Genomic DNA, 26,169 nt, shown 5'->3' with positions numbered 1-26,169 from the left:
TCGCGCCGCTATTCGGCGGCGTCGGATTGGACCGCGGCCATCGAAGGCGAACGCCGAAAACGAGCGCCGGGATGCGTGCCGTGCAGCCGCGGACCGCGCCCCGGGAACAGCTTTTCGCGCAGCGTGCCGTCGCGATAGGCGGTCTTGTAGACTCCGCGCGATTGCAGCTCCGGTACCACGAGATCGACGAAGGCGTTCAGCGACTCCGGCACGACCAGGCGGAATAGGTTGAAGCCGTCGACATCGGTCTCGTCCGCCCACGCGATCAGCTCGTCGGCGACGTCCTGCGGCGAGCCGACCACGAAGGGCGAGCGGGCGCCGGCGCGGCTGAGGCTCGCGAGGTCGCCGACCTTGACCGGCCGCTCGCTTCGCACCGTGAAATTCTCGACCATCGACTGGATGGCGTTGCTCTCGACATATTCGATCGGCTGGTCGGGCCGGTAGGTCGAGAAGTCGATGCCGGTCCAGCCCGACAACAAGGCGAGCTGGCCGGTCTGGTCGACATGCCGCGCATAGTCCTCGAGCAGATCGTTCGCCTCGGCGCGCGTCCGCGCCACGATCACAGTCGCGCCGGCAAACATGCGGATGTCATAGGGATCGCGGCCATAGGCCTTGGCCGCCTCGCGGATCTCGCGGACTGAGCGCGCCAGGATCGGCCTGGTCTGGCCATTGAGAAAGATCGCTTCCGAATGCTGGGCCGCGAAGGCGCGACCGCGTTTCGAGGTGCCGGCCTGATACAGCAATGGCGTCCGCTGCGGCGAGGGCTCGGCGAGATGGATGCCGTCGACCTTGAAATAGGGGCCCTCGTGCAGCACGCGGTGGAGCTTTGCGGGGTCGGTGAAAATGCGCCTGTCGCGATCACGGCGGACGGCGTCGTCCTCCCAGCTTCCCTCCCACAGCTTGTAGGCCGCGGTGAGGAAGTCCTCGGCCGCGTCATAACGATCATCATGGGCGCGGCCGGCCGGAAGCCCCATGCCGCGCGCGCCGCTGTCGAGATAGCCGGTGACGATGTTCCAGCCGATCCTGCCCCTGGTCAGATGGTCGAGCGTCGAAAACGTGCGCGCCAGTTGATAGGGATGCTCGAAGGTCAGGTTCGAGGTGATGCCGAAGCCGAGGTGGCGGGTGACGAGCGCCATCGCGGACACCAGCAGTGTCGGGTCCGCGTTGGGAAGTTGCACGCCATGCTGTGCGGCAGCTTCGGCATTGCCGCCATAGACATCGTATACGCCGAACACATCCGCCAGGAAGATGCCGTCGAGCAACCCTCGTTCGGCGGTCCTGGCGTAGTCGGTCCAATATTCGAGCGTGTTGTAATCGATCGATGCGTCGCGCGGATGAGACCACAGGCCGGCCCAATTGTGGCTCGGCGCAGTCATGTTGAAGGCGTTGAAACGCAGCTCGCGCGGTCTCGTCATGGTCGGGGCCCGATCATCAATTGCGAAGCAGATCCGCTCCGCGTGGCCATTTTTAACATTTCGCGCGAGCGAGTTTGTTTCCAATTCGGCGAAGGAGCCGAAAGAAACGCGTTACGAAGCGACGGTGACGCAGCACGCGCATCGCTATTTTTCGGACACGCTCGACAGCCGCGGAATCCGCCCGCATCATTTTCGTCGACAAGCACGGCTTGCCGCGCAGGTTGCGCGCTCTCGAGATGAGATAAGGGAATTGCAGATGACGTTGGAGACCCGGAACTTCGAGACGCTCGCGTTGCATGGTGGATCGTACCGCACCGACCCCGCCACTGGTGCGGTGGCGGTTCCGATCTATCAGACCACGTCATTCCAGTTCGAAAACACGGACCACGCCTCGCGCCTGTTCGCGCTCGAGCAACTCGGGCCAATCTACACCCGCATCGGCAATCCGACCCAGCAGGCTTTCGAGGACCGGCTTGCCGCACTCGAGGGCGGGGCGGCTGCCCTCGCAGTTGCCTCCGGACAGACGGCGTCGGCCTTCGCGATCTTCAACATCGCGCAGGCCGGCGACAACATCGTGTCGTCGACCGATCTCTACGGCGGGACCTGGACGCTCCTCTCGCAGACGCTGAAGCAGTTCGGCATTGAGGTCCGGTTCGTCGATCCCGCGGACCCCGAGAATTTCCGCCGCGCAACCGACGCGAAGACGCGGGCCTATTTCGGTGAGACGCTTCCCAATCCCAAGCTGAACGTATTCCCGATCAAGGAGGTCGCGGACATTGGCCGTTCGCTGGGCGTGCCGCTCATTCTCGACAATACGGCCTCGCCCCTGATCGCGCGTCCGTTCGAGCACGGCGCCGCGGTGGTGGTCTATTCGACCACCAAGTATATCGGCGGCCACGGCACCGCCATTGGCGGGGCCATCGTCGACGGCGGCAATTTCGACTGGGCCGCGCATGCGGAGCGCTTCCCGCTGCTGAACAAGCCTGACGAGGCCTATCACGGCGCGATCTGGACGGAAGCCGCGAAGCCGCTCGGCCCGATCGCCTACATCCTGCGCGCCCGCGTCAAGCTGCTGCGTGATCTCGGCGCATCGATCGCGCCGCAAAACGCCTTCCAGTTCATCCAGGGCATCGAGACCCTGCCACTGCGGATCCGGCAGCACAATGAGAACGCGGTGAAGGTCGCGAACTTCCTCGCCCAGCACGCCTCGGTCGCGAGTGTGATCTTTCCCGGACTGCAAAGCGGGGAGAACCGGCGCAGGGCGGACGCCTATCTGAAGGGCGGTTTTGGCGGGCTGGTCGGCTTCGAGCTGAAGGGGGGCGTCGAAGCCGGCCGGCGGTTCATCGATGCGCTCAAGCTGTTCTATCACGTCGCCAATATCGGCGACGCGCGCTCGCTGGCCATTCATCCGGCGTCGACGACGCATCAGCAACTCACCGCGGCCGAGCAGCTCGCCGCCGGCGTCACGCCCGGCTATGTCCGCCTGTCGGTCGGGATCGAGCATCCCGACGACATTCTGGCCGATCTCGGCCAGGCGCTGGCGCATGCCGAGGCCGGTGCGCGCAAGGCGGCGTGAAACGCGTCATCCGAATTGAAACGGGAATTGGAAGTCATGAGAATCCTTCGTCGTACCGCGCAAGCCGCGGGCCTTTGGCTCGCATTCACAGCGGCGGCCTTCGCCGGCGAACCGCTGAAGATCGCGACCAGCGCCGGCCCTGTCGCGCAATTGGCGTCCTTTGCCGCCAAGCTCGCCAAGGAGAAGGGGCAGGACGTCAAGATCGTCGAGCTGTCGGACTGGGTGGCGTTGAACGAAGTCGTCAACAGCGGCGACGTCGACGCCAATCTGTTCCAGCATGCGACCTACCTTGCGCTTCAGAACAAGCAGCGCGGCTTCAATCTGGTGCAGGTCGACAAGGTCGGCGTCATCGCGCCGGTCGGCCTGTTCTCGAAGAAGATCAAGACGCTCGACGAGATCAAGTCGGGCGACAGCGTCGCCATTCCGAACGAGCCGCTCAACGGGGCCCGCGGTCTGATCCTGCTGGAGCGGGCCGGGCTGATCAAGCTCGCGCCCGGCAAGGGCTTTTCGGTCAGCAAGTTCGATATCACCGACAATCCCAAGAACCTCAAGATCGTCGAGCTCGACCCGGCGCAGACCTATCGTTCGCTCGACGACGTGACGCTGGCACTCGTCAACATCACCTATCTCATTCCGGCCGGCGGCGACCCGAAATCGGCGCTCATCATTGATCGCACCGTCGACGAGGGTCTGGTGCTGCGCTTCACGGCCCGCCCCGACAAGAAGGACGATCCGCGGCTGAAAGCCTTCATCCAGGTGTTCAATTCGCCCGAGGTGAAGCAGTTCATCGAGGAGAAGCTGCCGGCGTTCATTCCGGCCGGGTTCAGCAGCTGAGAGCACGCGCGGCGCAAGGACATGACGCCATGATCTATGTCGTCGACGTCGATCACATGAGCCTTGCGTTCGCGGCGAGCAGCAAGATGCAGGCGGCGGAGATTGCTGGCTCGCCGCGGTTTGCGCGCGCGATCGGTCGGTCTTGGCGGGATCGACGGGGTGCGAAGACGTCAAGCCATCAGCCGCGCGTCGCGACGGTTCAGGAGCGTGTCGCCTTCCACGATATGTCCGCCGAATTCGCCGATGCGGCGGCGGATGTCCTGGTTGCCCGCGTCGGGTAGCCGTCTCAATCAATCATATCGCTCGACTAGGAGAACATAGATCATGAAGCGTCGCTTGTTCCTCGTGATGGCCGCCGTTGCCCTGTTCACGGCGCCGGCTTCCGCGGATCAGAAGATCAAGGTCGGGATATCGGGTGGCGATTCCGAAATCGTCTGGGCAAAGGTGAAGGAGATCGCCGCCAAGGATGGCCTCGACGTCCAAGTCGTCGTCTTCAACGACTATCTGCTGCCCAATGCCGCGCTCGATGTCGGCGATCTCGACGCCAATGCCTTTCAGCACAAGCCTTTCCTGGATAACCAGATCAAGACGCGCGGATACAAGATCGTTGCCGTCGGCGAGACGATCGTCGCCCCGATCGGGCTCTATTCCCGGAAGGCGAAATCGGTTGCCGAGATCAAGGACGGTGCCTCGATCGGCATCCCGAACGATCCGTCGAATGGCGGTCGCGCCTTGCGGCTGCTTGAGGCGGAGAAGCTGATCGCGCTCAAGGACGGGGTAGGGATCCTGCCGACCGTGCTCGATGTGACCGGAAATCCCAAAAAGCTCAAGATCCGGGAGATCGACGCCGCCCAGCTGCCGCGCAGCCTGGATGACGTCGACGCCGCCGTCATCAACACGAACTACGCCGTCCCGGCGGGCCTCATCCCGGGCAAGGATTCCATCGCGATCGAATCCTCGGTCAACAATCCCTACAACAACTTCATCGCCGTTCGCGAGAAGGACAAGGATGCTCCCTGGGTCGCGAAGCTGGTGCGCGCCTATCAGAACGATACGGTCCGCCAGCTCATCAAGGACAAATTGCCCGGACAAATCCCGGCATTCTGAACAGGTTCAATCCGGAGACGAGCGATGACGAATTCATCTGGCGGTGCCGAGAAGCTGTCGAGTTCGGCAGGTTCGATTGTGTTCGACGCCGATGTGCTGGTGCTCGGCGGCGGTCCCGCGGGGACGTGGGCCGCGATCAGTGCTGCCAGGCACGGCGCACGCGTCGTGCTGGCGGACAAGGGATTTTGCGGCACGTCAGGGGCGACCGCGGCGGCCGGCACCAGTGTGTGGTACGTCGACCCCGCTCCCGAACGCCGGGAGGCGGCGATGGCCAGCCGCGAGAAGCTGGGCGGCTATCTCCAGGATCGCCGCTGGATGGCGCGGGTGCTGGACCGCACCTACGTCCAGAGCAACCAACTCGCCGACTGGGGCTATCCTTATCCCGCCGATGACGACGGCAAGCCGCAGCGGAATTCGCTGCAGGGCCCCGAATACATGCGCCTGATGCGCAAGCGGACCAAACAGGCCGGCGTCACCATCCTCGATCATTCGCCGGCGCTAGAATTGCTGGTCGATGGCAGCGGCGTGGTTGCGGGCGCTGCGGGCCTGCGTCGTCAGAAAGGCGACCGCTGGGTGGTCAACGCCAAGGCCGTGGTGATCGCAACCGGCGGATGCGCATTCCTCAGCAAGACGCTGGGCTCGAACGTGCTGACCGGTGACGGCTATCTCCTTGCGGCGGAAGCGGGTGCGGAATTCACCAGCATGGAGTTCTCCAACGCCTACGCGATCTCGCCGGCCTTCGGATCGGTGACCAAGACCCTGTTCTACAGCTGGGCGAGTTTTACGGATCAGCGGGGCAGCGTCATTCCCGGAGCGTCGTCGAAGGGCGGCCGGTCGGTCATTGCGCGCGCGCTGCGGCAGGGGCCTGTCTATGCCCAACTCGACCAGGCCGATGCCGAGACCCAACGGCACATGCGCGCGTCGCAGCCGAACTTCTTTCTCCCGTTCGACCGCACCGGCATCGATCCCTTCGCGCAACGTTTCCCGATCACGCTTCGCCTCGAGGGGACCGTTCGCGGGACGGGCGGTCTGCGCATCGTCGACGATAGTTGCGCGACCACCGTTCCGGGCCTCTACGCGGCAGGCGATGCTGCGACCCGCGAACTGATCTGCGGCGGCTTCACCGGCGGCGGCAGCCACAACGCGGCCTGGGCGATGTCTTCGGGCTATTGGGCCGGCGAGGGCGCCGCCGAGTTTGCGCGTCAACTGGGCACGACGATCGGGCGTCAGGCGTTCCGACGCGGCACGGTTGGTTTGCACGACCGCAGCGGGCCGCCGTTGCACGGCGGCGCGCTTGCGCGGAGCGTTCAGGACGAGGTGTTCCCCTACGAGCTGAATTATTTCCGCGAGGCCGGGCGACTGGGCGACTCTCTGCGTCGTCTGGATGGCCTGTGGTCCGAGGCGTCGCGCGCCGATGCGCCGGACGACCAGGAGCTGCTGCGTGGACGCGAGGCCGCTGCCATGCTTGCGACCGCGCGCTGGATGTATCGCAGCGCGCTGGCGCGCCAAGAAAGCCGGGGAATGCATCGCCGGGACGATTATCCCGAGCCGGATGATCGCTACCTGCATCTCGTGACGACCGGCGGGCTCGACGATGTCTGGACATCGACGCGTCCGCTCGCGTCTGCCCATTATTCGGAGGCCGCCGAATGATCGAGGTCATCGATACAGAGCGGTGCACGGCCTGCGACATCTGCGTCAACGTGTGCCCGACCAACGTCTTCGACAAGACCGACGGCATTCCCGTCATCGCCCGCCAGGGCGACTGCCAGACCTGCTTCCTGTGCGAGCTCTATTGTCCGGAAGATGCGCTGTTTGTTTCTCCCTTTGCCGAAGCGCCGCAAGCGGTCGATGTGGCCGCACTGAAGGAAGCCGCCGTGTTGGGAAGTTACCGGCGCGCGGTCGGCTGGACCGATGAGAACCGGCACCTCCGGGCGGCCGATCGGAGCTATCGGCTGTTCGGTCATTGAAGTTTGCGCCAACCGGACCGCACGTCGGCGACGACGGGCGTGTCAGGCGGGTGCGCGAGATAAAAGCGGAGATCATGGTGTCGTCCTCGCTCGAAGAGCTGTCGATCACGGCTGACGTGCTGATCGTCGGCGGCGGAATGGCCGGCGCATGGGCGGCGGTCTCTGCTGCGCAGGCGGGGGCGAGGGTGGTCCTGGCCGACAAGGGCTATTGCGGCACCAGTGGCGTCACGGCCGCCGCGGGGCCGGGCCATTGGTGGGTGCCGCCGGATCCTCCCACGGCGCGGGACGCCGTTGTTGCCAATCGCGTCGCCGCCGGGCTCGGCCTTGGCGAAGCTGAATGGATGTATCGCATCCTCGACCAGACCTGGCGCACGCTGCCGACGCTTGCCCCGTCCTACAAATTCGGCGTGGACGACGAGGGCAGAGTGAACTACCGCGCAGTGCGCGGGCCGGAATATATGCGGGCGCTTCGCCAGCACGTGCTGAATCACGGGGTCACTATTCTCGATCATTCGCCCGTGATCGAGCTGCTGGCGCGCGCCGATGGATCGATCGGCGGTGCGCGCGGGCAGCGCCGGCAGGATGGTGGCCGCGCCTATCGGATCGAAGCGGGCGCGGTGGTGCTCGCGGCGGGCGGGACCAGTTTTCTGTCGCATCTATTGGGATCCCGCACGAATACCGGCGACGGCTACCTCATGGCGGCCGAGGCGGGCGCGGAACTGTCCGGCATGGAGTTCACCGCCGCCTACACCATTGCGCCGGCGCATTCCACGATGACGCGCAGCATGGCCTATGCCTTTGCGACCTACTCCGACGCCGATGGCAACGAGCTCGACCTGCCGTTTGGTCCCGATCAGACAGTCCGTCTTGCCCGGGCACTGCAGCGCGGGCCGGTCTACTGCTTGCTGGACCGCCTGCCCGACGACATCAAGGTGCGGTTGCATACGATCTCGCCGAACGTGCCGCTGGTGTTCGACCGCTGGGGAGTGGACCCCTATCGCGACCGGTTCGAAGTCACGCTGCACAATGACGGCACCATCCGCGGCATCGGTGGCGTGCGCGTGCATGATCTGGATTGCGCGACGTCGGTTCCGGGACTGTTCGTCGCCGGCGACAATGCATCGCGCGAGAAGGTCGCCGGCGCGATCTCCGGCGGCGGCAACGTCAATTCGGCATGGGCGCTGTCGTCCGGCACTTTCGCGGGCCGCGCAGCCGCGCGCGTGGCGCGCGGCACGAAAGCTCGCTTGACGGAGCTGCGGCCGCTTGGCCGGGCCGGGCTGCGCCCGCGCGGTCTGCCCAAGGCCGTTGATGTTGCGTCAGCCAGAGACGTCGTGCGCGCCCAGATGCACCCGTTCGACAAGAATCTGTTCCGCACGGAAAAAGGGCTCACGGAATCCGCGCGCGTCCTGGAAGACCTGTGGCGTGAGGTGGCAAATCACGGCCAGGACGGTTCGATCGCGCTGCGCGAAACCGCGGCGCTGCTGGCCACGGCGCGCTGGTCGGTGGCCACGGCGGCTGCGCGCAAGGAGAGCAGGGGCCTTCATCGGCGTGAGGACTATCCCGCACGGGATCCGCAATTGGCCGGTCGCCTGCTCAGCAGCGGACTGGACCAAGTCCGGGTCGCGCTCGACCGTCCATCAGCAAGCGTCCGGCCGGATCAACTCGAGGCAGTGTCATGATCGAACTCATCGTCGCGGAGCGCTGCACCGATTGCGGAGCATGCATCGAAGTCTGCCCGGCCAACGTGCTCGATCGCGGCGGCGACGGCCTGCCCATCCTCGCGCGCGTCGAGGATTGCCAGACCTGCTTCATGTGCGAGCTCTATTGTCGTGCAGATGCGATCTATGTCGCGCCCGATTGCGACCGCCGCGTCTCCGTGAGCAGGGAGGACGTGCTGGCGTCCGGTCGTCTCGGCCAATACCGCAAGCACTCCGGCTGGGACGAATGGGCGGAGCAGTTTCCCAACGAGCAATGGCTGATGGAAACCGTGTTCCGCCGCGCCGGCGAGGCCGCGGCTCGGCCCAAAGCGCAGCAGCCCGACATCGCCGGCAGGAAATAACAGAGCCGCGTGCAGAGACGAATCCTTGCGCCTCGTCGAGACCGGTCGTCCTGTTGTTGCCCGATGCCGTTGATCTTTGAAAAGACTATCTTGCATCGAGCGCCTAGCATGTCCGTCTCGTTACCATCATGAACGCGTGACATGAACACTCCTCGAATTGAAAGCCGGCGCGCCTCCACCAGCGTGCGATCGCCGATCATCGTCAATCAGCTTGGCGCGGAGGTTCGTGCCGCGCTGGCCGAGCACTGGTCGCGTCCGCTGATCATCGATCATCCCGCTGATCGTGCGGCGTGGGAGGTCGCGCCCGAGGCCGACGTGCTGCTGACACGGCCGCTGGCGGGTTGGCAGAAGGCGCCTGCGGAGAAGCCAGCAGGCTGGCCGTTCGGCCTGCGCTGGATCCAGACCGCATCGACGGGCGTCGATTTCTTTCCGGCATGGCTGCTCGACGGGCCCGTCGTCACGGTCGGCCGCGGCATCTCGGCCGATCCGATCGCGGAATATGTGCTCGCCGCGATCCTCGGCTTCGAAAAGCGCATCCACGAAATCCGGCCGCGCAATCGCGAGCAATGGAGGATCGCCCCGCTGGGCTCGCTCAGCGGCAAGACGATCGGCATCGCGGGTTTTGGCGCGATCGGTCGTGCCGTTGCCGAGCGGGTCAAGCCGTTCGGCGTGAACATCAGGGTTCTCAGGCGGTCGGCCTGGCCATACGTTCTTCCGGGCATCCAGCCCGTCCACAGCATCGAGCAGCTGGTCGAGGTCTCCGATCATCTCGTCCTGGCGCTGCCGGCGACGACGAAGACGGCCCGTCTGATCAACGCCGACGTGCTGGCGCGGGCCAAGGAGTCGCTGCATCTGATCAATGTCGCGCGCGGGCGGATCGTCGATCAGTCCGCGCTGCTGCAAGCCCTCGACGAGGGCCGGATCGCCGGCGCCACGCTCGATGTCACGGATCCCGAACCGCCGCTGGATGGCGATCCGATCTATCACCATCTCAAGGTCGTCCTCACACCGCACGTCTCGTGGACGGGAGGCGAGGACGTCAGACGGCTGGCCGACAAGACGCTGGTCAATCTCGATGCCTATGCGCATGGCGTGCCGCTGGCCGATGTCTTCGACAAGAACCTCGAATACTAGAGAAGGAGCCGCACCAATGAACAAGGTCGTCGAGAAACCCAAAAAATACTCCCTGGTCGAGCGGACGCCGGCGGCGACGTTCGAGGAGGAGCGGCTGCACCGCAAGCAGCGTCTCGCCGCGACGTTCCGGCTGTTCTCGCGCTACGGCTTCGATCAAGGCCTCGCAGGCCATGTCACCGTGCGCGATCCGGAGTTTCCGGAGCGGTTCTGGATCAACCCGTTGTCGAAGCATTTCAGCCAGATCAAGGTGTCCGATCTTCAGCTCGTCGACCACGACGGCAATATCCTGATCGGCGACAAGCCGATCAACCAGGCCGGCTTCGTGATCCACTCTGCGATCCACGCCGCTCATCCGGACGTGATCGCGGCCGCGCATACGCATTCGACCTACGGCAAGGCCTGGTCGGCGCTCGGCCGGCTGCTTGATCCGTTGACGCAGGACTCCTGCGCCTTCTACGAGGATCACGTGCTGTTCGATCCGTTCTCCGGCGTCGTGCTGGAAGCGGAAGAGGGCCGCAAGATCGCGCAGGCGCTGGGGTCCAAGAAGGCCGCGATCCTGCAGAATCACGGCCTGCTCACGGTGGGACCGACCATCGAGGCCGCGGCCTGGTGGTACATCGCCATGGACAACGCCGCGCGCGCCCAGCTGCTCGCGGAGGCCGCCGGCACGCCAAAGCCGATCCCGCACGAGATCGCCAGCTTGACGTCGCGGCAGGTCGGCACCCACAAGGGCGGCTATTTCAGCTTCCAGCCGCTGTGGGACTGGATCACCGAGGCGGAACCGGACCTGTTCAACTAGGCACACGGCGTCCGGGCCGGGCCGTTACCCGGTTCTCCGCGATTGCATCAGGCCGCGACATCGTGAGATATCACGATGCGCGGCCTGCTTCGTTCACGCAGGCCGATGCTGCAACGCTGAGGAGCAGGGCGACATGACCATTGGTCTGCCAAGCGAAGTCGAAGTCATCACGTTGTTCGTCGATGACATTGCGTCGGCGAAAGCCTTCTACGCGAAAGTGTTCGCGTCCGAGACGGTCTGGGAAGATGCGGTCTCATCCGTGCTGAGATTTGGTGGACTCCTGATCAACCTGCTCGACGTGTCTCGGGCACCGCCGCTTGTCGAGCCGCTGCCTGTCGCGCGGTCCTCCGCAGGGGCGCGCGCACTCCTGACGATCAGGGTCGGCGACGTCGATCAGGTCTGCTCAGCCCTGCGGGAGATTGGCGTCGATCTGCTCAATGGCCCGATCGACCGTCCGTGGGGACGGCGAACGGCGTCCTTTGCCGACCCTTCGGGGCATGTCTGGGAGATCGCGCAGCTGATTGGACGGACATAGCAGCCTGCTGGCCGGGCGTCGTTCGCTACAGCGTCCTGCCAACACGATTGACCAGTTCGATGAACCAGCGCAGCGCCGGGTCGGTCATGGCCCGGCGGGTATGGAGAAGGTCGATCGTGAACGCCTCCACATCGTAGGGCAGCGGAACGACGGATACGCCTGCTGGCGAGGCGAAGCGCCGGGCGATGCGTTCGGCCATGGTGGCCACGAGATCGGTGCCGGCAACCGCAAACGGCACGGCCACGACATGGGCGAGCGTGACCGCCGTGCGCCGTTTGCGTCCGTGCCGGGCCAGCATGGTGTCGATCGCGCCCGGAAGGCCGTCGCCGCCGGCCGACGAGAACAGGACATGCGGAAGCCGGGTGTAGTCGTCCTTGCTGAGCCGGGCCTTCCGCTTGGCGCGTCTGGCGTCGCGAATGCAGACGAAATGCTCCTCGAACAGCGTCGTCCGGGTGATGCGCGTGGAGGCGGGCAGATGGCCGCCGATCAATGCGTCGATATTGCCGTGCTCGAGGCTCGCGACGCTCAAAGCCGTGTCGATGATGGGACGCACCACGAGATCGATTCCGGGCGCTTCCCGTCGCAGTGCCGCGACCAGCGGCGGCACGACGACGAGGTCGCCATAATCGGTCACCGCAATGGACATGCGGCCGCGGGCTGTTGCCGGATCGAAGGCTGATCCAGGCGCGAGCACGCCTCTGATCTGTCCGAGTGCCTCGCTGATCGGCCGGGCCAGCGCGAGGGCCTTGGCCGTCGGCTGCATGCCCGACGCCGAGCGCACGAACAGATCGTCGCCGAACAAGGCCCGCAGGCGGGTCAGGACGCTGCTCATGGAGGGCTGTGCGAGACCGACGCGCGCGCCGGCGCGGGTCACGCTGCGCTCCTCCATCAGCGCCTCGAAGGCGACCAGGAGGTTGAGATCGACGGAAGCCAAATTCATTTGGGCAATGGTAGGCATATATAAAATCGATTTCAAGAATGCAGCAGAGAGTGGTCTATTGGGGTGGAAGACCCCGATTGGACGAGGCGTATGCAACCCTCCCTCCTGCGCCTCATCCCGCGCGGACCGACCTTGTTGGCCCTGGGCGTCCTGCTCGGCCTGGTGTGTCCGGCACTCGCGGATCTGGCGCGACCGCTGATGCCGGCGACGATCTTCCTGATCGTGCTCGGGACGCTGCTGCGAATCGATGGCGAAGCGGTCGTCGCCGCGTTGCGCCGGCCATCGCTGTCCGTGTTGTTGCCGGCAATTGTCATGGTCGGCTGTCCGCTGATGATCGGCGCGACCGGTCGTGCCGCAGGCCTTGCTCCGGAGCTCGCGCTTGCGATCGTGCTCGCCGTCTCGGCGCCGCCGTCGAGCGGTACCGCGGCGGTGGCGCGCATGCTCGGGCTCGACGGCGCGGTGCCGCTGGTGGTGACGGTGTTGTCCATGGTGCTGGCGCCGGTCACGATCCCGCTTCTCGCCGGTTGGTTCGGCGGGCTCGAGATCAGCGCGTTCGAGCTCGCGCTGCGTCTGGCGCTGTTGATCGGGAGCGCCGAAGGCCTTGCTTTCCTGCTCCGCCGCCATGCGGCGCCGATTCTCGCCGCCCATGGCGATGTGGTCGACGGGACCATCGTCGCCGCGCTTCTGGTCTTTGCGGTGGCGACCATGGCCGGCATTCGCGCGCAGATCGCCGCGGATGTGCAGGGTGCAACGCTGTGTGTTGCCCTTGCGTTCGCCTGCAATGTGGCCCTGCAAATTGCGGGGGCGGTGCTGCTGCCTGGAACTCTGCCCGAGCGCCTGACGGTGGGGCTGATACTCGGCAATCGCAATGTCGGGCTGGTCTGGTCGGCCCTCGGCGCTGCCGCCTCGCCACGCATGGCTCTATACTTCGCCGCGACCCAGTTCCCGATCTATATCCTGCCGCGCCTGATCGAGACCCTGATCGGCCGCGACAAACGAAAGGCCAGAGCATGACCACGTCCCGTCTCACCCGCGAACACGCGGCGCAGTTCGCCGGCATCGCCCTCGGCCATGTCGGGCGCGAATATCCCAACAATGTGGATCATGCGCTGGCTGAACCGGCCGATGCGCGCACGCCGAGCCAGCTGCATCCGATCTTTTACGGCAGCTATGACTGGCACTCCTGCGTCCACAGCTACTGGATGCTGGCGCGGCTGCTGCGCCGCTTTCCCGACATCGCGTCGGCAACCGACATTCGCGCGTTGTTCGACGCGCAATTCGTTCCCGACAAGGTCGCCGCCGAGTGCGCCTACTTTGCCCGCCCGACTGCGCGCGGCTTCAAGCGGCCCTATGGCTGGGCCTGGCTGCTGAAGCTGGCGACCGAACTCGAACGCCAGTCCGACGATCGCTGGGCGCGCAGCCTTGCACCGCTGGCGGAGGTCATCGCGCAACGCTTTCGTGACTTCCTGCCGCGCGCGACCTATCCCGTGCGCGTCGGTACCCACTTCAACACGGCGTTCGGCTTGCGCATGGCGGCTGACTACGCCGGCCTGAAACAGGATGACGCACTCGCCAGGCTGCTGCATGAAACAGCGCTGCGCTGGTATGGCGAGGATCGCGACTGTCCGGCCTGGGGCGAGCCCAGCGGCGACGATTTCCAGTCTTCCGCGTTGATCGAGGCCGAGTGCATGCGGCGCCTGATGCCGCCGGACGCATTCTTGCAGTGGTTCGACCGGTTTCTGCCGCGTCTCGCCGACAGACAGCCGGCAACGCTGTTCCGGCCTGCGACGGTGACCGATCGCTCCGATGGCAAGATCGCTCATCTCGACGGGCTCAATCTTAGCCGGGCCTGGTGCTGGCGCTCTCTCGGCGATGCCCTGCCGGCAGACGACGCGCGGCGCGCGATTGCCCATGCGGCGGCTCAGGAGCATCTGGCCGCGGGTCTTCCCCATCTCGCCAGTCACTATATGGGCGAGCACTGGCTGGCGAGCTTTGCTGTCCTTGCGCTCGATCGTGAGGAATGAGCCCTCTCGCTCAATCTCCAGCCATGGCCAGCTGAGGGCGCAGCCGCGGCGCTTGCGCGATACCGCTGCCACCTGACGGGATCGAAGCCAGCAGGGACCGGGTATAGGACTGCCGGGGATTGTCGAAGACTTCAGTGACGGTCCCGTGTTCGACGATGCGTCCGCGGTGCATCACCGAGACGGTGTGGGCGAACTGCCGTACCAGCGCGAGATCATGGGAGACGAAGACATAGGTCAGGCCGAGATCGGCCTGCAGCGAGAGCAGGACCTCGATGATGTCGGCTTGAACAGTGACGTCGAGCGCGGACGTCGGTTCGTCGAGCACGATCACGTCAGGCTTGAGGACCAGCGACCGGGCTATCGCCACGCGCTGGCGCTGGCCCCCTGACAAGGCTCCCGGCTTGCGGCCGAGCAAGTGCGCGCCGAGCCCGACATCGGCCAGGGCCTGGCGGACCCGTTCGTCCCGCTCCTTGTGCGATCCGATCTCGAACCGGTCGAGCGGTTCGCGAATGAGCCGCTCGATCGTCCAGGTCGGGTCGAGCGAGGTGAAGGGATTCTGGTAGATCAGTTGCAGGTGGCGCCACACCGTGCGCAGCGATTTCGGCGAGCGGTTGGTCAGTCGTTCGCCGGCGACCGAGATGGTCCCGGTGTCGGGCTGCTCCAGCCCGAGCAGCAGCCGGATCGTCGTTGTCTTGCCCGAGCCCGACTCGCCCACCAGCGCATGCGTGGTGCCGGCGGGAACAGCGAACGAGACGTCATCGACGGCCGTCAGCGTCTCCCCGTCGACCGCAAAGGTCTTGGTGACGGCACGGACCTCGATCTTCGGGGGCGCGCCGGGGTTCGTCTTGCGGAAGCCCGGGTCGCGCAGTCCCGCGTAACGATCGGGGTTCAGCGCCGGCACGTCGGCGTGCAGCTTCCTTGCGTAGGACGAAGCCGGCGAGGAGAACACCGTCGCGGTCTTGCCCGCCTCCTGGACGACACCGTCCTTGAGCACCACCAGCGATTTGACCCGCTCGGCGGCGATCGCAAGATCGTGGGTGATGAGCAGCAGGCCGATATTCAGCTCCTGCTGGAGCCGCGAGAGCAGGTCGAGGATCCGTTTCTGGATCGTGACGTCGAGCGCCGAGGTCGGCTCGTCGGCGACCAGCAGCGCCGGGCGAGGGAGCACGGCGAGGCCGATCAGGACGCGCTGGAGCATGCCGCCGGAGAGCTGGTGAGGATAGGAGTCATGCACGCGCTGGGGATTGTCGAGCCCGACCTGCGCGAATGTCTCCAGGATAATTTGCTTGCGGATCTTCTTGTCGGGCTCATCCAGCAGCGCCGCCGCCTCCTGCGCCTGTGCGCCGATCGTCCGCACCGGGTTGAGTGCGTTGGCGGGATCCTGGGGGACGAACCCGATGGCGCGTCCGCGCAGCGGCCGGAAGCCGCGCTCGGAGATTCCCAGCACCTCCTGACCGTCGAACACGATCCGGCCGGTGGCGCGTCCGTTGCTGGGGAGCAGCCGCAGCACCGCGCGGGCGATGGTGGATTTGCCCGAACCGGACTCTCCGATGAGCGCGAGGCTCTCGCCGCGGCCCAGTTCGAATCCCGCGTTGCTCACGACCTCGTGGGGCCCGTAGGAGACCGACAGGCCATCGACCCTGAGCAGCGGAATCGAGCGCAGCGGGGTTGGCGCGATGACTTTGGTCCTGTTGAAGGTGAAGGTTAGTCCGTCTTGCGGAGCCATCGGCTGATCCTGTTCACAGAGAGCACGGTCGCGATCGTGACGAAGGCGGGCGCGTACACCAACCACGGCCATTTGAGGTAGTCCTTGCCGATCGAGATCAGCAGGCCCCAGTCGGAGGCGGGCGGCGGGTCGCCGTAGCCGAGAAAGGCAAGACTGGCGATGACGAGGATCGAGAGACCGAATTGCAGGACCGCGAGCGGGAACACCGAGCGTGACGCGTTCGGCAGGACATGCCGCAACAGGATGTGCCAGCGCGAACCGCCGAGCAGGAATGAGGCCTCGACGAACGTCGCCTGCCGCGTCTTGATCACCTCCGAGCGCATCACCCGCGCGAACACGGCCACGGCCGAGATGCCGGTGGCGATGGCCGCGTTGGTCGTGTCGAAACCGATCGCGGTGACGACGATGACGGCCAGCAGGAAGTTCGGGATCGCCAGCAGCACGTCGACGAGGCGGGCGAACACGATATCCACCCAGCCGCCGAAGAAGCCCGCCAGCAGCCCGATGAGCCCGCCGGTGACCGCGGCGATCGTCACGGCGATGAGGGCGCTCCGCACCGAGGACGCGGTGCCATAGACGACGCGGGTATAGAGGTCGCGGCCGAGATGATCGGTGCCGAACCAGTGCTCGGCGCCTGGTGCGAGCAGCTTGTCGGCGGGAACGCCGTTGAACGGGCTCTGGCTCGTGAACAGGCCGGGGGCGAGCGACCAGGCGATCACCAGCGCGATCACCGCGAAGGCGAGCACGACGGTTGGCGGGATGCTGAGGCTTGTCAGCCAGCCGGTCGCCGAAGCCCGTGGCGAGGAGGAGATGCTGCTCATGATGCCGCCGCCTGGGTCGCCCCGGCAGAGCTGTCCTGAGCCGTGGTCGGGCGGTGCTTCACGCCACCGATCAGCTTCACGCGCGGATCGAGCAGGGGATAGACGAGATCGGCGATCAAATTGACGAGCACGAACACCACCGCGGCCAGCGACACGACCGCTTGCAGGACCGGCAGGTCCTGTGTGCTCACCGAACGCTGGACCAGGCTGCCGATGCCGGTGCGCCCGAACACGGTCTCGGTGATCAACGAGCCGCCGAGCAGCTCACCGATGGTGAGCGCGACGATGGTGATGACCGGCAGCGAGGACGGCTTGAGCAAATGCTTTGCAAAGAGCCGTGCCTGGCCGAGACCGCGGCCGCGTGCGACGGCGGCGTATTCCTGGGCGGACTCGTGGTCGAGATTGGCGATCAGCACCTCCGCGATCTGCGCCGAGATGGGAATGCCGAGCGCGATCGCGGCAAAAAAGGTCGCCCAGAAGCTATTGGGATCGATCACGCGGAAAAGGCCGAGCTGGAAACCGAAGGTGTGGATCAACACCAGGCCGATCACGAAGTTGGGCACCGACAGGAACAGCGACGGAAAGCCGCGCAGCAAACCCTGGCCGAAGCGTTTGGGAACGAACTGGGTGCCGTAGGCGATCGTCACGGCGAGCAGGAGCGCGACGGCGAAGCCTGCGGATGCCAGGATCATCGTCGAGGGAAGAACCTCGGCGATCAGGGTCGTCACCGGCCGGTTGGACCGCATCGACAGGCCGAAATCGCCGGTCACGAAGTGGGACAGCGACGTCCAGAGCTGGATCGGGATCGGCTGGTCCAGACCCTGGGCGGCGATGATCTGCCTGATCTCGTCTTCGGTGAATCCGTTCTGGGGATCGCGCAGGACGTTGGTGATGGGGTCGCCGGGCAGGATGCTGACGACCACGAAGGTGAAGACATAGGCGAGCAGGATGACGACGAGCGCCTGCGCCAGGCGCTTTGCGGCATAGGACAAATAGGCATTGTTCATGCCGTCAGCTCCTACTCGCTGATCGTTGCCGTGTAATAGCTGGCATAGGCGACGCCGTTGTAGACCTCGCCCTTCAGCTTCGGCGACTGCACGTAGATGCGCTGGACGATCTGCGTGCGCGGGATGAAGTAGCCTTGCTCGAGGACATAGGTCTGCAGCTCGTCGAGAAGCGGATTGCGGATCTCGGCCGAAGAGGCGCCCGCAATCCTGTCGCGCAGATCGTTGAGTTTCTTGTCGCTGTCGCCGAGCGCGAACCAGTCCTCGCCGTTGTTGGCATTGGTCAGGATGCTCGCCACCGTGCCGGCGTCGATAAAGCTGCGCGTCACCTCGTAGGCGGCAACGCCGGGGCCGCCGAACCGGACCTTCTCGCCGAACGTCACGACGTCATAGGCCCGAATGGTCACCTTCCAGCCGATCTTGCCGAGTTGCTGTGCGATGAGCTCGTCGATCGCCTTCGCCGTCGCGAGGTAGGGATTGGAGTAGAGCGTCAGCGTCAGCTGCTTGCCGTCCTTGGCGCGGATGCCGCCGGTGCCCTTGGTCCAGCCGGCCTCGTCGAGCAGCTTCTCCGCCCTGGCGGGGTTGTAGGCCAGGAGGTCGCTGTGGTCGGTCGCACCGGGCACGTTGCTCTGGATGAAGGACGTCGCCAGCTTCCAGTCGGGCGTATAGACGGTGTCGATGATCTCCTTGCGGTTGATGGCGGCCTGGAGCGCCTGCCGCACCTTCACATCGTTGTACGGCTCCAGCTTGGTGTTGACCGCAAGGCCGTTGACGAAGCCGAGATAGCGTGGGGTTGCGGTGGTGAAGCCGGCGTCCTTGAGGGACTTCAATTCCTGCGGCGAGGGGCTGTAGGCGACATCGGCCTGGCCGGACTGAACGGCGGCGACCCGCAGCGATGGCTCGGACACGATCTTGTAGGTGATCGAATCCAGATAGGCCGGGCCGGTGTGGCCGACGGCGGCGGGCCCCCAATTGTAGTCCTTGCGCTTGACCAGCTTGACGAAGTCGCCCTCCTTCCAGGAGGCGACCACGTACGGTCCGCTACCGGATGTCTTGGAGAGGTCTGCCTGCTGGGCGGCGGGTTGCGCGATGCTCTTCGGTGAGATGAGGATCGAACCATGGTAGCCGAGCGTCGGGATGAACCCGAGCGTCGGCGCCTTGAAGACGACCTTTACGGTCGTTGCATCGACCGCCTCGGCGCGGTCGTAGGTCTTCGGGAACAGGCCAACCGGGTTGATGCCCTCGTTCTTTCGGCCGGCGTACCAGATGTCGAGATTGGCGACGACGGCGGCAGCATCGAGTGGCGTGCCGTCCGAGAAGGTCACGCCCTTCTTGAGGTGCAGCGTGAACTGGGTGGCGTCGCTGCTCTGTTCCCAGCTCTCGGCGATCCACGGACTGACCTTGCCGTCGGCATCGACGTAGACGAGCTTGTCGGTCACGTGGCCCCAGATGTGACCCTGGAAGCTGGAGATGGAGCTGTTGTTCGGAATCCAGGTGCCACCGAGCGAGTCGATCAGGAAGGTGATGTTGCCGCCATTCGGCGCAGCGCCGGCACTTCGCGCTGATGACAGGCCCGTCACGGCCGTCAAGGCGATGGCTGCCGCCACGGAGGTCGCGGCCAACAGGCGACGCCGGGAGAGCAAGAGCGAAGAGAAGCGCGCGGTCATGGATAGCCCCTGATGATTGGTGACGTCGATCAAGGCGCCGCAGTCATGGAGACGCGCGAAGCGATCGACATTTCCGCATAGGAGAGGCGAAACCAACGGACCTGGCCATTCCAAATTTCGCGCGAGATCGACAACAAACGTCCCGGCGTCAGGGCAATGCGCGCGACGTCCATTTCGTCGCCGGCACGAACGCGCGCGATCGCGCTGGCCTTCGACCGAACACGCGATTGCCGTGGGACAACCTCGTGAGCGTCGATCCGGGAGGTGTGATTCCGGGAACCTGTCCCCGGATGGACGATTGACAGGCAATTATTACATGTCTAAAAATATGCAAATTCATATAATTCGTGAGATGCCTGAATGGACGCGCATCCGCTGAAGCTCAAGGTCAGGTCGTATGCCGCGGAGACGCCGTTCATACGGAGCCTTGTGTTCGACGTGGATGGCGGCGTCGTGCCGCGATGGCAGGCAGGCGCGCATGTCCGCGTGGCGCTTCCCGATGGAGGCGACCGGCCGTACTCGCTGATGGCCTTGCCGGGCCTGCCCGAGGGCGCGCTGGCGCTCGGGGTGCTGCGCGAGGAGGCGTCGACCGGCGGATCACAGTTCATGCATGCGTTGAAGATCGGCGACGTCGTCAAGGCGAGCGCGCCGGTCAACAATTTTCATCTGCACGAGGACGCGGCGCCTGCGCTGCTGTTTGCCGGCGGCATCGGCATCACGCCGATCCTGTCGATGGCGGCGGAGCTCACCGCCCGCGCTAATCCGTTTCGCCTGCACTATGCCGGCCGCGCGCAAGGACTGTTGGCGTTCGTGCCGCAGCTCCAGGAGATCTGCGCCAAAAGCCTGTCCATTCACTACGACAGCGACGAATCCCGCCTGGACATTGCGGCGGCGCTCGGCGCCGCAGCCGTAGGCTCCCACGTCTACGTCTGCGGTCCGGCGGGCATGATCGAAGCGGTGAGGGCGGCGGCGCTTGCCGGGAGCATTCCGTCCGACCGCGTGCACCACGAGCTCTTCAAGGCGGAGCAGCCGGGTTCGCCCGACAGGCCGTTCGAGGTCGAGCTCAAATCGTCGGGGCAGATCGTCAGCGTTGCGGCCGGCCAGACCATCATCCAGGCCCTGGAAGCGGCGGGGCTCGACGTGCTCTACGACTGCCAGCGCGGCGATTGCGGCATCTGCCAGTGCGGCGTGATCGAAGGGGTGCCCGACCATCGCGACGTCATTCTCAGCGACGACGAGAAGGCATCCAACAAGGTCATGCAGATCTGCGTGTCACGCGCGAAATCGGAACGTCTGGTGCTGGATCTATGAGGGAGGCGAGGCACGCCATGGCGAAATACGGACGGAATGCCCACGCGATCGCGGGCCTGGTGCGCGACGCCGAAGTGCATCGCGACGTCTATGTCGACCCCGAGATCTTCGAGCTCGAGATGGAGCACCTGTTCCCGAACAGCTGGGTCTATGTCGGGCACGCGAGCCAATTGTCCAAGCCCGGCGATTTCATCACCGCCAATATCGGCCGGCAGCCGGTGCTGGCGAGCCGCCATACCGACGGCTCCATCCACGTGTTCTACAATCGCTGTCCGCACAAGGGCGTGAAGATCGCGTCCGAGCCCTGCGGCAATACCGGAAAGTTCTTCCGCTGCCCCTACCACGCCTGGTCCTTCAAGACCGACGGCGCGCTGCTCGCGATCCCGCTGAAGAAAGGCTACGAGGGCACCGGCTTTGCCGACACCCAGGCAAACGGGGGACTGTCGAAAGTCAGGAACGTCGTGATCCATCGCGATTTCATCTTCGCGCGGCTCAACGATGACGGCGTGTCCTTCGAGGACTATTTCGGCGAGAGCCTCTCGACCATCGACAACATGGTCGACCGCTCGCCGGAGGGCAAGCTCGCCGTCGTCGCCACGCCGATCCGTTACATGCACACCTGCAACTGGAAGATGCTGGTCGAGAACCAGACCGACACCTGCCATCCGATGGTCGCGCATGAGAGTTCGGCCGGCACCGCGGTCAGGGTCTGGAAGCGCGAGCAGGGCGATTCCACCGAGACGCCGATGGCGGTGCAGCTCTATGGTCCCTTCATGAGCCCGTACGAGTTCTACGAGCAGAGCGGCATCCGGATCTGGCCGAACGGCCACGGCCACACCGGCGTCGCCAACTCCATCCATTCCAATTACTCGGATATCCCGGGCTATCTCGACCAGATGGTCTCGGCTTACGGTGAGACGCGGGCGCACGAGATCCTCGGCGAAGTCAGGCACAACACCGTGTATTTCCCGAACATCATGGTGAAGGGTGCCGTGCAGATCCTGCGCAACTTCATCCCGATTGCGGTCGACAGGACACTGGTCGAGAGCTGGGTCTTTCGCCTGGTCGGCGCGCCCGACAAGCTCTACGAGCGTGCGTTGATGTACAACCGCTTCATCAACGCGCCGACCTCGATCGTCGGCCACGACGATCTCGAGATGTACGAGCGGGCGCAGGAGGGCCTGAAGTCCAACGGCAATCAATGGGTCAATCTCCGCCGGCTCTACGAGAGCAACGAAGAGCCTGACATCACGGCGGTGATCAACGGTACGTCGGAGCGCCAGATGCGCAACCAGTTTCATGCCTGGGCGAAATTCATGACCATGGACATGGACAAGCACGTCGAGGCCGCCGAATGATCACCGAAGGGACGATCATTGATCTGATCTACCGGGAGGCCGAGCTTCTCGACACGATGCAATGGCAATCGTGGCTCGACCTGTTTCACCCCGAAGGACGCTACTGGATGCCGCTGGAATGGCAGCAGCAGGATCCGGTGCTGCAGCCGTCGTTGATGTACGAGGATCTGCTGCTGCTCAAGGTGCGGGTCGAGCGTCTCGCCGGCGAGCGGACCTTCAGCCAGAAGCCCAAGAGCCGCTGCCATCATCTGCTTCAGGCACCGCGGATCGTGGCGTGCGACCCGGCCGCGGGGGTCTTCAAGGCGCGGACGTCCTACATCTATACAGAGACGCGCGGTGACCTGCTGGAGCGCTATTCGGGGTGGGCGTCGCACGATCTCGTCCAGGTCGGCGATACCCTGAAGATCAAGCTCAAGCGGGTCGATCTCGTCAATTTCGATGCGCCGTTCGGAAACATTCAACTCTTCATGTGAGTATGCCTTGACCGCCACCGTCTACGCCCGCTTTCATGAAACCGCGCTGCGCCGAGGCGAGGCGGGATTCCTCAACGTGCTGCCGGAGACGGCCCAGATCTACGGTATCCCGGCAGGCGAGATTCCCTATCGCGCCATGCTTGATCGCGTGGAGCGCTGGCGGGCGGCCTTTGCGAACCAGGGATACGGTGAAGGCCACCGGGTCGGGCTTCTGCTTCAGAACCGGCCGGTGTTCGTTGAGCTGTGGTTCGCGCTCAACGCGCTCGGCGTCTCCGTGGTCCCGATCAATCCGGATCTGCGGCTGAGCGAGCTCGAATACATCATCGGGCATTCCGAGATGAACGCGGCTTTCGTCCTCGTCGAGCGGCGTGATGAGGTGGAGCTGGCGGCGCGTCAGGCGGTGCGGCCGATCCCGGTCGTGACTGATCAGGACCAGGTTCCCGCGCCCTTCGGCGGTGCGCGGCCGTCGACCGTGGGAGGCGAGGCGAGCGAATGCGCGCTGCTCTATACATCCGGAACGACCGGGCAGCCGAAGGGCTGCGTGCTCACCAATACCTATTTCCTGCATTCCGGAAACTGGTATCGCGACGTCGGCGGCCTGATCGATCTCAGGGGCGACGGCGAGCGCATGATCACGCCGCTGCCGCTGTTTCACATGAACGCGATGGCGGTGTCGCTGATGGCGATGTTGTCGGTCGGCGGCAGCCTGACCATGCTCGATCGCTTCCATCCGCGCACCTGGTGGACATCCGTGCGCGACAGCCGCGCCACCTGCCTGCATTATCTCGGCGTGATGCCGTCGATGCTGATGAGCGCGCCGGCATCGGAGCAGGACAGGGCACACACCGTGCGCTTCGGCTTCGGCGCCGGCGTCGACAAGCTGCTGCACGCGCCGTTCGAGCAGCGCTTCGGCTTTCCGCTGCTGGAAGCCTGGGCGATGACCGAGACGGGAAGCGGCGGCGTCATTGCCGCCAATGTCGAGCCGCGCAAGATCGGCACCAGCTGTTTCGGACGCCCGGCGCCGGAGGTCGAAATTCGCATCGTCGATGACGGCGGACACGACGCGCCGGTCGGGACGCCAGGCGAACTCCTGGTCCGGCGCGCCGGCGCTGACCCGCGCTACGGCTTCTTCCGGGAGTACCTGAAGAATCCGCAAGCCACCGACGAGGCGTGGGACGGCGGCTGGCTGCATACCGGCGATATCGTGTCGCGCGACGCGGACGGCGATCTTCATTTCGTCGATCGCAAGAAGAACGTGATCCGCCGTTCCGGCGAGAACATCGCCGCGGTCGAGGTCGAATCCATCCTCAACCGCCATCCGGCCATCCGGCAGGCCGCGGTCGCGGCGACGCCCGATCAGGTCCGCGGCGACGAGGTTGCTGCGGTCATCATCGCCGGGCAGGCGGGCGCCGACCGCGCGCTCGCCGAGGAGATCGTGCGCTGGAGCCTGGAGCAGATGGCGTATTACAAGGCGCCGGGCTGGATCTCGTTCGTCGACGGCCTGCCGCTGACCGCGACCGAGAAGATCCAGCGCGGTGGCCTGAAGGATCTGGTCGCCAAGCTGATGCGCGACGGTGCGTTCTTCGATCTGCGCGACCTCAAGAAGCGGCAGGTTTGATCATGAGCGAGATCGGCACGACACTCATCACCGGCGGCAATTCGGGGATCGGCGAGGCGCTGGCGAAAAGGCTCGTCGAGCGCGGGCAGCGCGTGGTCTCGGTCGGGCTGGAGACGCCGAGCTGGACGCATGATCTGCTCGCGGCCTATCGCGCTGATCTGACCTCCATCGAGGAGACACGCGCGATCGCGCAGGAGATTTGCCGCGATCACGCCGTCGATCGCATCGTGCACAATGCCGGCGTGATCCTGCCGAACCTGCTGCCGGACGCCAGGCCGGAGGACATTCTGATGCTGGCGCAGCTGCATCTGGGCGCGCCGATGCTGCTGACCCAGGCCGCGCTGGAAGGGATGCGTTCGCGCCGCTTCGGGCGCATCGTGTTCGTCTCTTCGCGCGCCGCGATGGGCGCGGCGACGCGTTCGGCCTATTCGGCGACCAAGGCCGGCGTGCATGGCATGGCGCGGACCTGGGCGCTGGAGCTCGCGGCTGACGGCATCACCGTGAACGTCGTCGCGCCAGGGCCGATCCTGACCGACAATTTCTGGGGCATCGTCCCGAAAGGTTCGGAGCAGCAGGAGCGGATGGCGCGCAACGTACCCGTCGGGCGGCTCGGCTCGCGCGAGGATGTGGCGCACGCGATCGAGTTTTTCCTCGACGAGCGCTCCGATTTCGTCACCGGCCAGGTGCTCTATGTCTGCGGCGGCACCAGCCTCGTCGGTCTCGGTCCGTGAAATCCTAGATCTGGTTCTGGCGGATGTTCTCGACCATCTTGGCCAGCACCCGCGCGCAGACTTCGATGTCGTCGGGGTCGATGCCTTCGATCAGCTTGTCGTAATTGTTCGCCATGATCGGCCAGATCTTGCGCAGCAGTGCTTCGCCGTCCGGCGTAAGTCCCACGACGCGGCGGCGCTGGTCTTCCTCGGCGATCTCGCGCTTGACGAGGCCGGACGACACCATGGACTCGACCATGCGGCTCGCGGTCGACTGCTCGGTCACCGCGAGGACGGCGACCTCGTTGACGGTGAGGGTCTTGTAGATGAACAGCACCGACAGCGTCCGGAATACGACATTGTTGACGCCGTGCTCGCTCAAATCGCGGTTCTGATCGAGGTTCCAGCGATTGGCGAGCCGGTTGAACAGATACGGGATGTAGGTCTGCAGCTGGTCCCTGGTCCGCGGCGGACCCGACTTCCATCTGCTCTTGGATTCTCTGGCCATTATCTCTTGCGACTTTGCTTCTTGGTCTCGGTATGAAGTTTTGAGGAAAGGGATTTGAGCACGGACAGCGCATTGTCCAGCTCCCGGGCCGAAACGTTCTCGAGCCGTTTGGCGAGATGCTTCTTGTGGACTTCGGCTGCCTTCCTGAACAGCGCTTCGCCTTTCGGCGTCAGGCGCACGATGAAGGACCGCCGGTCCTCGCTCGACATCTCCCGGCTGATGAGGTCGTCGGCGAGAAGACGCTGCACCAGCCCCGAGACGTTGCCGCCGGTGACCTTCAGATTTTGCGACAATTGCCCGAGCGCGAGGCCGTCCCGGGTGCGATCCAGCTGGGCCAGCACGTCGAATTTTGCGAGCGAAAGGCCGAACTCGGAGCTCAGCATCGCATTCAGCGACGCGAACAGCTCGCCATGCAGCGACAGCAATTGCAGCCAGAGCCGGGTTTCAATCTGCCCCGGGACGGGAACGATGTTCTCTTTGAGTGCTGCCGGCATTGCATGACCATCGAGGACAAAATGTCTCGTCAGTTGAAGGGATTATCGCGGGTCTTTCGCTCCGATTAGCAACTTGAGAATCGTAG

General features: G+C 65.1%; 27 protein-coding genes. 18 read left to right on the top strand and 9 right to left on the bottom strand.

All coding sequences use genetic code 11. The features are described from left to right. Positions 1–8 precede the first annotated feature (8 nt). Positions 9–1,415, bottom strand: coding sequence for an LLM class flavin-dependent oxidoreductase (locus QA645_RS28015; protein WP_283044714.1), 1,407 nt, complete (start codon positions 1,413–1,415; stop codon positions 9–11). A 256-nt stretch (positions 1,416–1,671) separates the two neighbouring features. Here QA645_RS28015 and QA645_RS28010 point away from each other — a divergent pair, with 256 nt between their 5' ends. The 11 genes from QA645_RS28010 (at position 1,672) to QA645_RS27960 (ending at position 11,429) form a co-directional block, all read left to right on the top strand. Next, positions 1,672–2,991, top strand: a complete 1,320-nt coding sequence (locus QA645_RS28010; protein WP_283044713.1) for a PLP-dependent transferase — start codon at positions 1,672–1,674, stop codon at positions 2,989–2,991. A 36-nt stretch (positions 2,992–3,027) separates the two neighbouring features. Continuing rightward, a complete protein-coding gene (locus tag QA645_RS28005) occupies positions 3,028–3,825 on the top strand; it encodes a MetQ/NlpA family ABC transporter substrate-binding protein (RefSeq protein ID WP_283044712.1) in 798 nt (265 codons plus the stop codon). Between the two features lie 29 nt (positions 3,826–3,854). Then, on the top strand, positions 3,855–4,106 hold the full coding sequence (locus QA645_RS28000) for a hypothetical protein (protein ID WP_283044711.1): 252 nt from the start codon (positions 3,855–3,857) through the stop codon (positions 4,104–4,106). A gap of 43 nt (positions 4,107–4,149) precedes the next feature. After that, positions 4,150–4,932 (top strand): MetQ/NlpA family ABC transporter substrate-binding protein, encoded by a 783-nt coding sequence (locus tag QA645_RS27995; RefSeq protein ID WP_283044710.1) that lies wholly within the window; start codon positions 4,150–4,152, stop codon positions 4,930–4,932. Between the two features lie 24 nt (positions 4,933–4,956). Next, positions 4,957–6,585, top strand: a complete 1,629-nt coding sequence (locus QA645_RS27990) for an FAD-binding protein (RefSeq protein ID WP_283044709.1) — start codon at positions 4,957–4,959, stop codon at positions 6,583–6,585. Then, the gene (locus tag QA645_RS27985) at positions 6,582–6,902 is read left to right on the top strand and encodes a ferredoxin family protein (RefSeq protein ID WP_254130467.1); all 321 of its coding nucleotides are present in this window, start codon (positions 6,582–6,584) and stop codon (positions 6,900–6,902) included. Before QA645_RS27990 ends, QA645_RS27985 begins: the two co-directional genes overlap by 4 nt. A gap of 74 nt (positions 6,903–6,976) precedes the next feature. Continuing rightward, the gene (locus tag QA645_RS27980) at positions 6,977–8,581 is read left to right on the top strand and encodes an FAD-binding protein (protein WP_283044708.1); all 1,605 of its coding nucleotides are present in this window, start codon (positions 6,977–6,979) and stop codon (positions 8,579–8,581) included. Continuing rightward, positions 8,578–8,961: a ferredoxin family protein gene (locus QA645_RS27975; protein WP_283044707.1), complete on the top strand. Its 384-nt coding sequence runs from the start codon at positions 8,578–8,580 to the stop codon at positions 8,959–8,961. Before QA645_RS27980 ends, QA645_RS27975 begins: the two co-directional genes overlap by 4 nt. 141 nt (positions 8,962–9,102) lie before the next feature. After that, the gene (locus QA645_RS27970; protein WP_283044706.1) at positions 9,103–10,095 is read left to right on the top strand and encodes an NAD(P)-dependent oxidoreductase; all 993 of its coding nucleotides are present in this window, start codon (positions 9,103–9,105) and stop codon (positions 10,093–10,095) included. Between the two features lie 16 nt (positions 10,096–10,111). Continuing rightward, positions 10,112–10,894 carry a class II aldolase/adducin family protein gene (locus tag QA645_RS27965; RefSeq protein ID WP_254130471.1) on the top strand — a complete coding sequence of 261 codons (783 nt, stop codon included), beginning with the start codon at positions 10,112–10,114 and terminating at the stop codon, positions 10,892–10,894. Between the two features lie 133 nt (positions 10,895–11,027). Next, positions 11,028–11,429 (top strand): VOC family protein, encoded by a 402-nt coding sequence (locus QA645_RS27960; RefSeq protein WP_283044705.1) that lies wholly within the window; start codon positions 11,028–11,030, stop codon positions 11,427–11,429. 25 nt (positions 11,430–11,454) lie between these two features. Here the strand turns inward: QA645_RS27960 and QA645_RS27955 are convergent, their stop codons facing one another. Beyond that, positions 11,455–12,369: a LysR family transcriptional regulator gene (locus QA645_RS27955; protein ID WP_283044704.1), complete on the bottom strand. Its 915-nt coding sequence runs from the start codon at positions 12,367–12,369 to the stop codon at positions 11,455–11,457. A 90-nt stretch (positions 12,370–12,459) separates the two neighbouring features. Here QA645_RS27955 and QA645_RS27950 point away from each other — a divergent pair, with 90 nt between their 5' ends. Then, on the top strand, positions 12,460–13,383 hold the full coding sequence (locus QA645_RS27950) for a hypothetical protein (RefSeq protein WP_283044703.1): 924 nt from the start codon (positions 12,460–12,462) through the stop codon (positions 13,381–13,383). Then, positions 13,380–14,393 (top strand): DUF2891 domain-containing protein, encoded by a 1,014-nt coding sequence (locus QA645_RS27945; RefSeq protein WP_283044702.1) that lies wholly within the window; start codon positions 13,380–13,382, stop codon positions 14,391–14,393. The genes QA645_RS27950 and QA645_RS27945 overlap by 4 nt, the downstream gene beginning before the upstream one ends. Before the next feature lie 10 nt (positions 14,394–14,403). On the opposite strand, the gene QA645_RS27940 is transcribed toward QA645_RS27945, so the two are convergent. Genes QA645_RS27940 through QA645_RS27920 form a run of 5 tightly spaced genes read right to left on the bottom strand, consistent with a single transcriptional unit; the run spans position 14,404 to position 19,784 of the window. After that, positions 14,404–16,119: an ABC transporter ATP-binding protein gene (locus tag QA645_RS27940; RefSeq protein ID WP_283044701.1), complete on the bottom strand. Its 1,716-nt coding sequence runs from the start codon at positions 16,117–16,119 to the stop codon at positions 14,404–14,406. After that, complete coding sequence (locus tag QA645_RS27935; protein ID WP_283044700.1) at positions 16,098–16,940, bottom strand: ABC transporter permease; 843 nt, start codon at positions 16,938–16,940, stop codon at positions 16,098–16,100. The genes QA645_RS27940 and QA645_RS27935 overlap by 22 nt, the downstream gene beginning before the upstream one ends. Then, positions 16,937–17,947, bottom strand: a complete 1,011-nt coding sequence (locus tag QA645_RS27930) for an ABC transporter permease (protein ID WP_254130477.1) — start codon at positions 17,945–17,947, stop codon at positions 16,937–16,939. The genes QA645_RS27935 and QA645_RS27930 overlap by 4 nt, the downstream gene beginning before the upstream one ends. 11 nt (positions 17,948–17,958) lie before the next feature. Further along, complete coding sequence (locus QA645_RS27925) at positions 17,959–19,611, bottom strand: ABC transporter substrate-binding protein (protein ID WP_283044699.1); 1,653 nt, start codon at positions 19,609–19,611, stop codon at positions 17,959–17,961. Positions 19,612–19,640: 29 nt separating this feature from the next. Then, positions 19,641–19,784, bottom strand: coding sequence for a hypothetical protein (locus tag QA645_RS27920; protein WP_254192983.1), 144 nt, complete (start codon positions 19,782–19,784; stop codon positions 19,641–19,643). A gap of 187 nt (positions 19,785–19,971) precedes the next feature. Between QA645_RS27920 and QA645_RS27915 the strand changes: the two genes are divergently transcribed. From QA645_RS27915 to QA645_RS27895, 5 genes are read left to right on the top strand one after another with little or no spacing between them, the layout of a single operon-like run. Then, entirely contained in the window at positions 19,972–20,922 is a 951-nt protein-coding gene (locus tag QA645_RS27915) for a PDR/VanB family oxidoreductase (protein ID WP_283044698.1), read from the top strand. Positions 20,923–20,939: 17 nt separating this feature from the next. Continuing rightward, positions 20,940–22,280 carry a Rieske 2Fe-2S domain-containing protein gene (locus tag QA645_RS27910; protein ID WP_283044697.1) on the top strand — a complete coding sequence of 447 codons (1,341 nt, stop codon included), beginning with the start codon at positions 20,940–20,942 and terminating at the stop codon, positions 22,278–22,280. Continuing rightward, entirely contained in the window at positions 22,277–22,753 is a 477-nt protein-coding gene (locus tag QA645_RS27905; RefSeq protein WP_283044696.1) for an aromatic-ring-hydroxylating dioxygenase subunit beta, read from the top strand. Before QA645_RS27910 ends, QA645_RS27905 begins: the two co-directional genes overlap by 4 nt. 7 nt (positions 22,754–22,760) lie before the next feature. After that, positions 22,761–24,371, top strand: a complete 1,611-nt coding sequence (locus QA645_RS27900) for an ATP-dependent acyl-CoA ligase (RefSeq protein WP_283044695.1) — start codon at positions 22,761–22,763, stop codon at positions 24,369–24,371. Positions 24,372–24,373: 2 nt separating this feature from the next. Next, on the top strand, positions 24,374–25,102 hold the full coding sequence (locus tag QA645_RS27895) for an SDR family oxidoreductase (RefSeq protein ID WP_283044694.1): 729 nt from the start codon (positions 24,374–24,376) through the stop codon (positions 25,100–25,102). Positions 25,103–25,106: 4 nt separating this feature from the next. Here the strand turns inward: QA645_RS27895 and QA645_RS27890 are convergent, their stop codons facing one another. Then, the gene (locus QA645_RS27890) at positions 25,107–25,589 is read right to left on the bottom strand and encodes a MarR family winged helix-turn-helix transcriptional regulator (RefSeq protein WP_283044693.1); all 483 of its coding nucleotides are present in this window, start codon (positions 25,587–25,589) and stop codon (positions 25,107–25,109) included. Then, the gene (locus tag QA645_RS27885; protein ID WP_283044692.1) at positions 25,589–26,083 is read right to left on the bottom strand and encodes a MarR family transcriptional regulator; all 495 of its coding nucleotides are present in this window, start codon (positions 26,081–26,083) and stop codon (positions 25,589–25,591) included. Before QA645_RS27885 ends, QA645_RS27890 begins: the two co-directional genes overlap by 1 nt. Positions 26,084–26,169 lie beyond the last annotated feature (86 nt).

It is taken from the genome of Bradyrhizobium sp. CIAT3101, assembly GCF_029714945.1.
Classification (GTDB): Bacteria; Pseudomonadota; Alphaproteobacteria; order Rhizobiales; family Xanthobacteraceae; genus Bradyrhizobium.
This window is presented reverse-complemented; position numbering and strand designations above follow the sequence as displayed.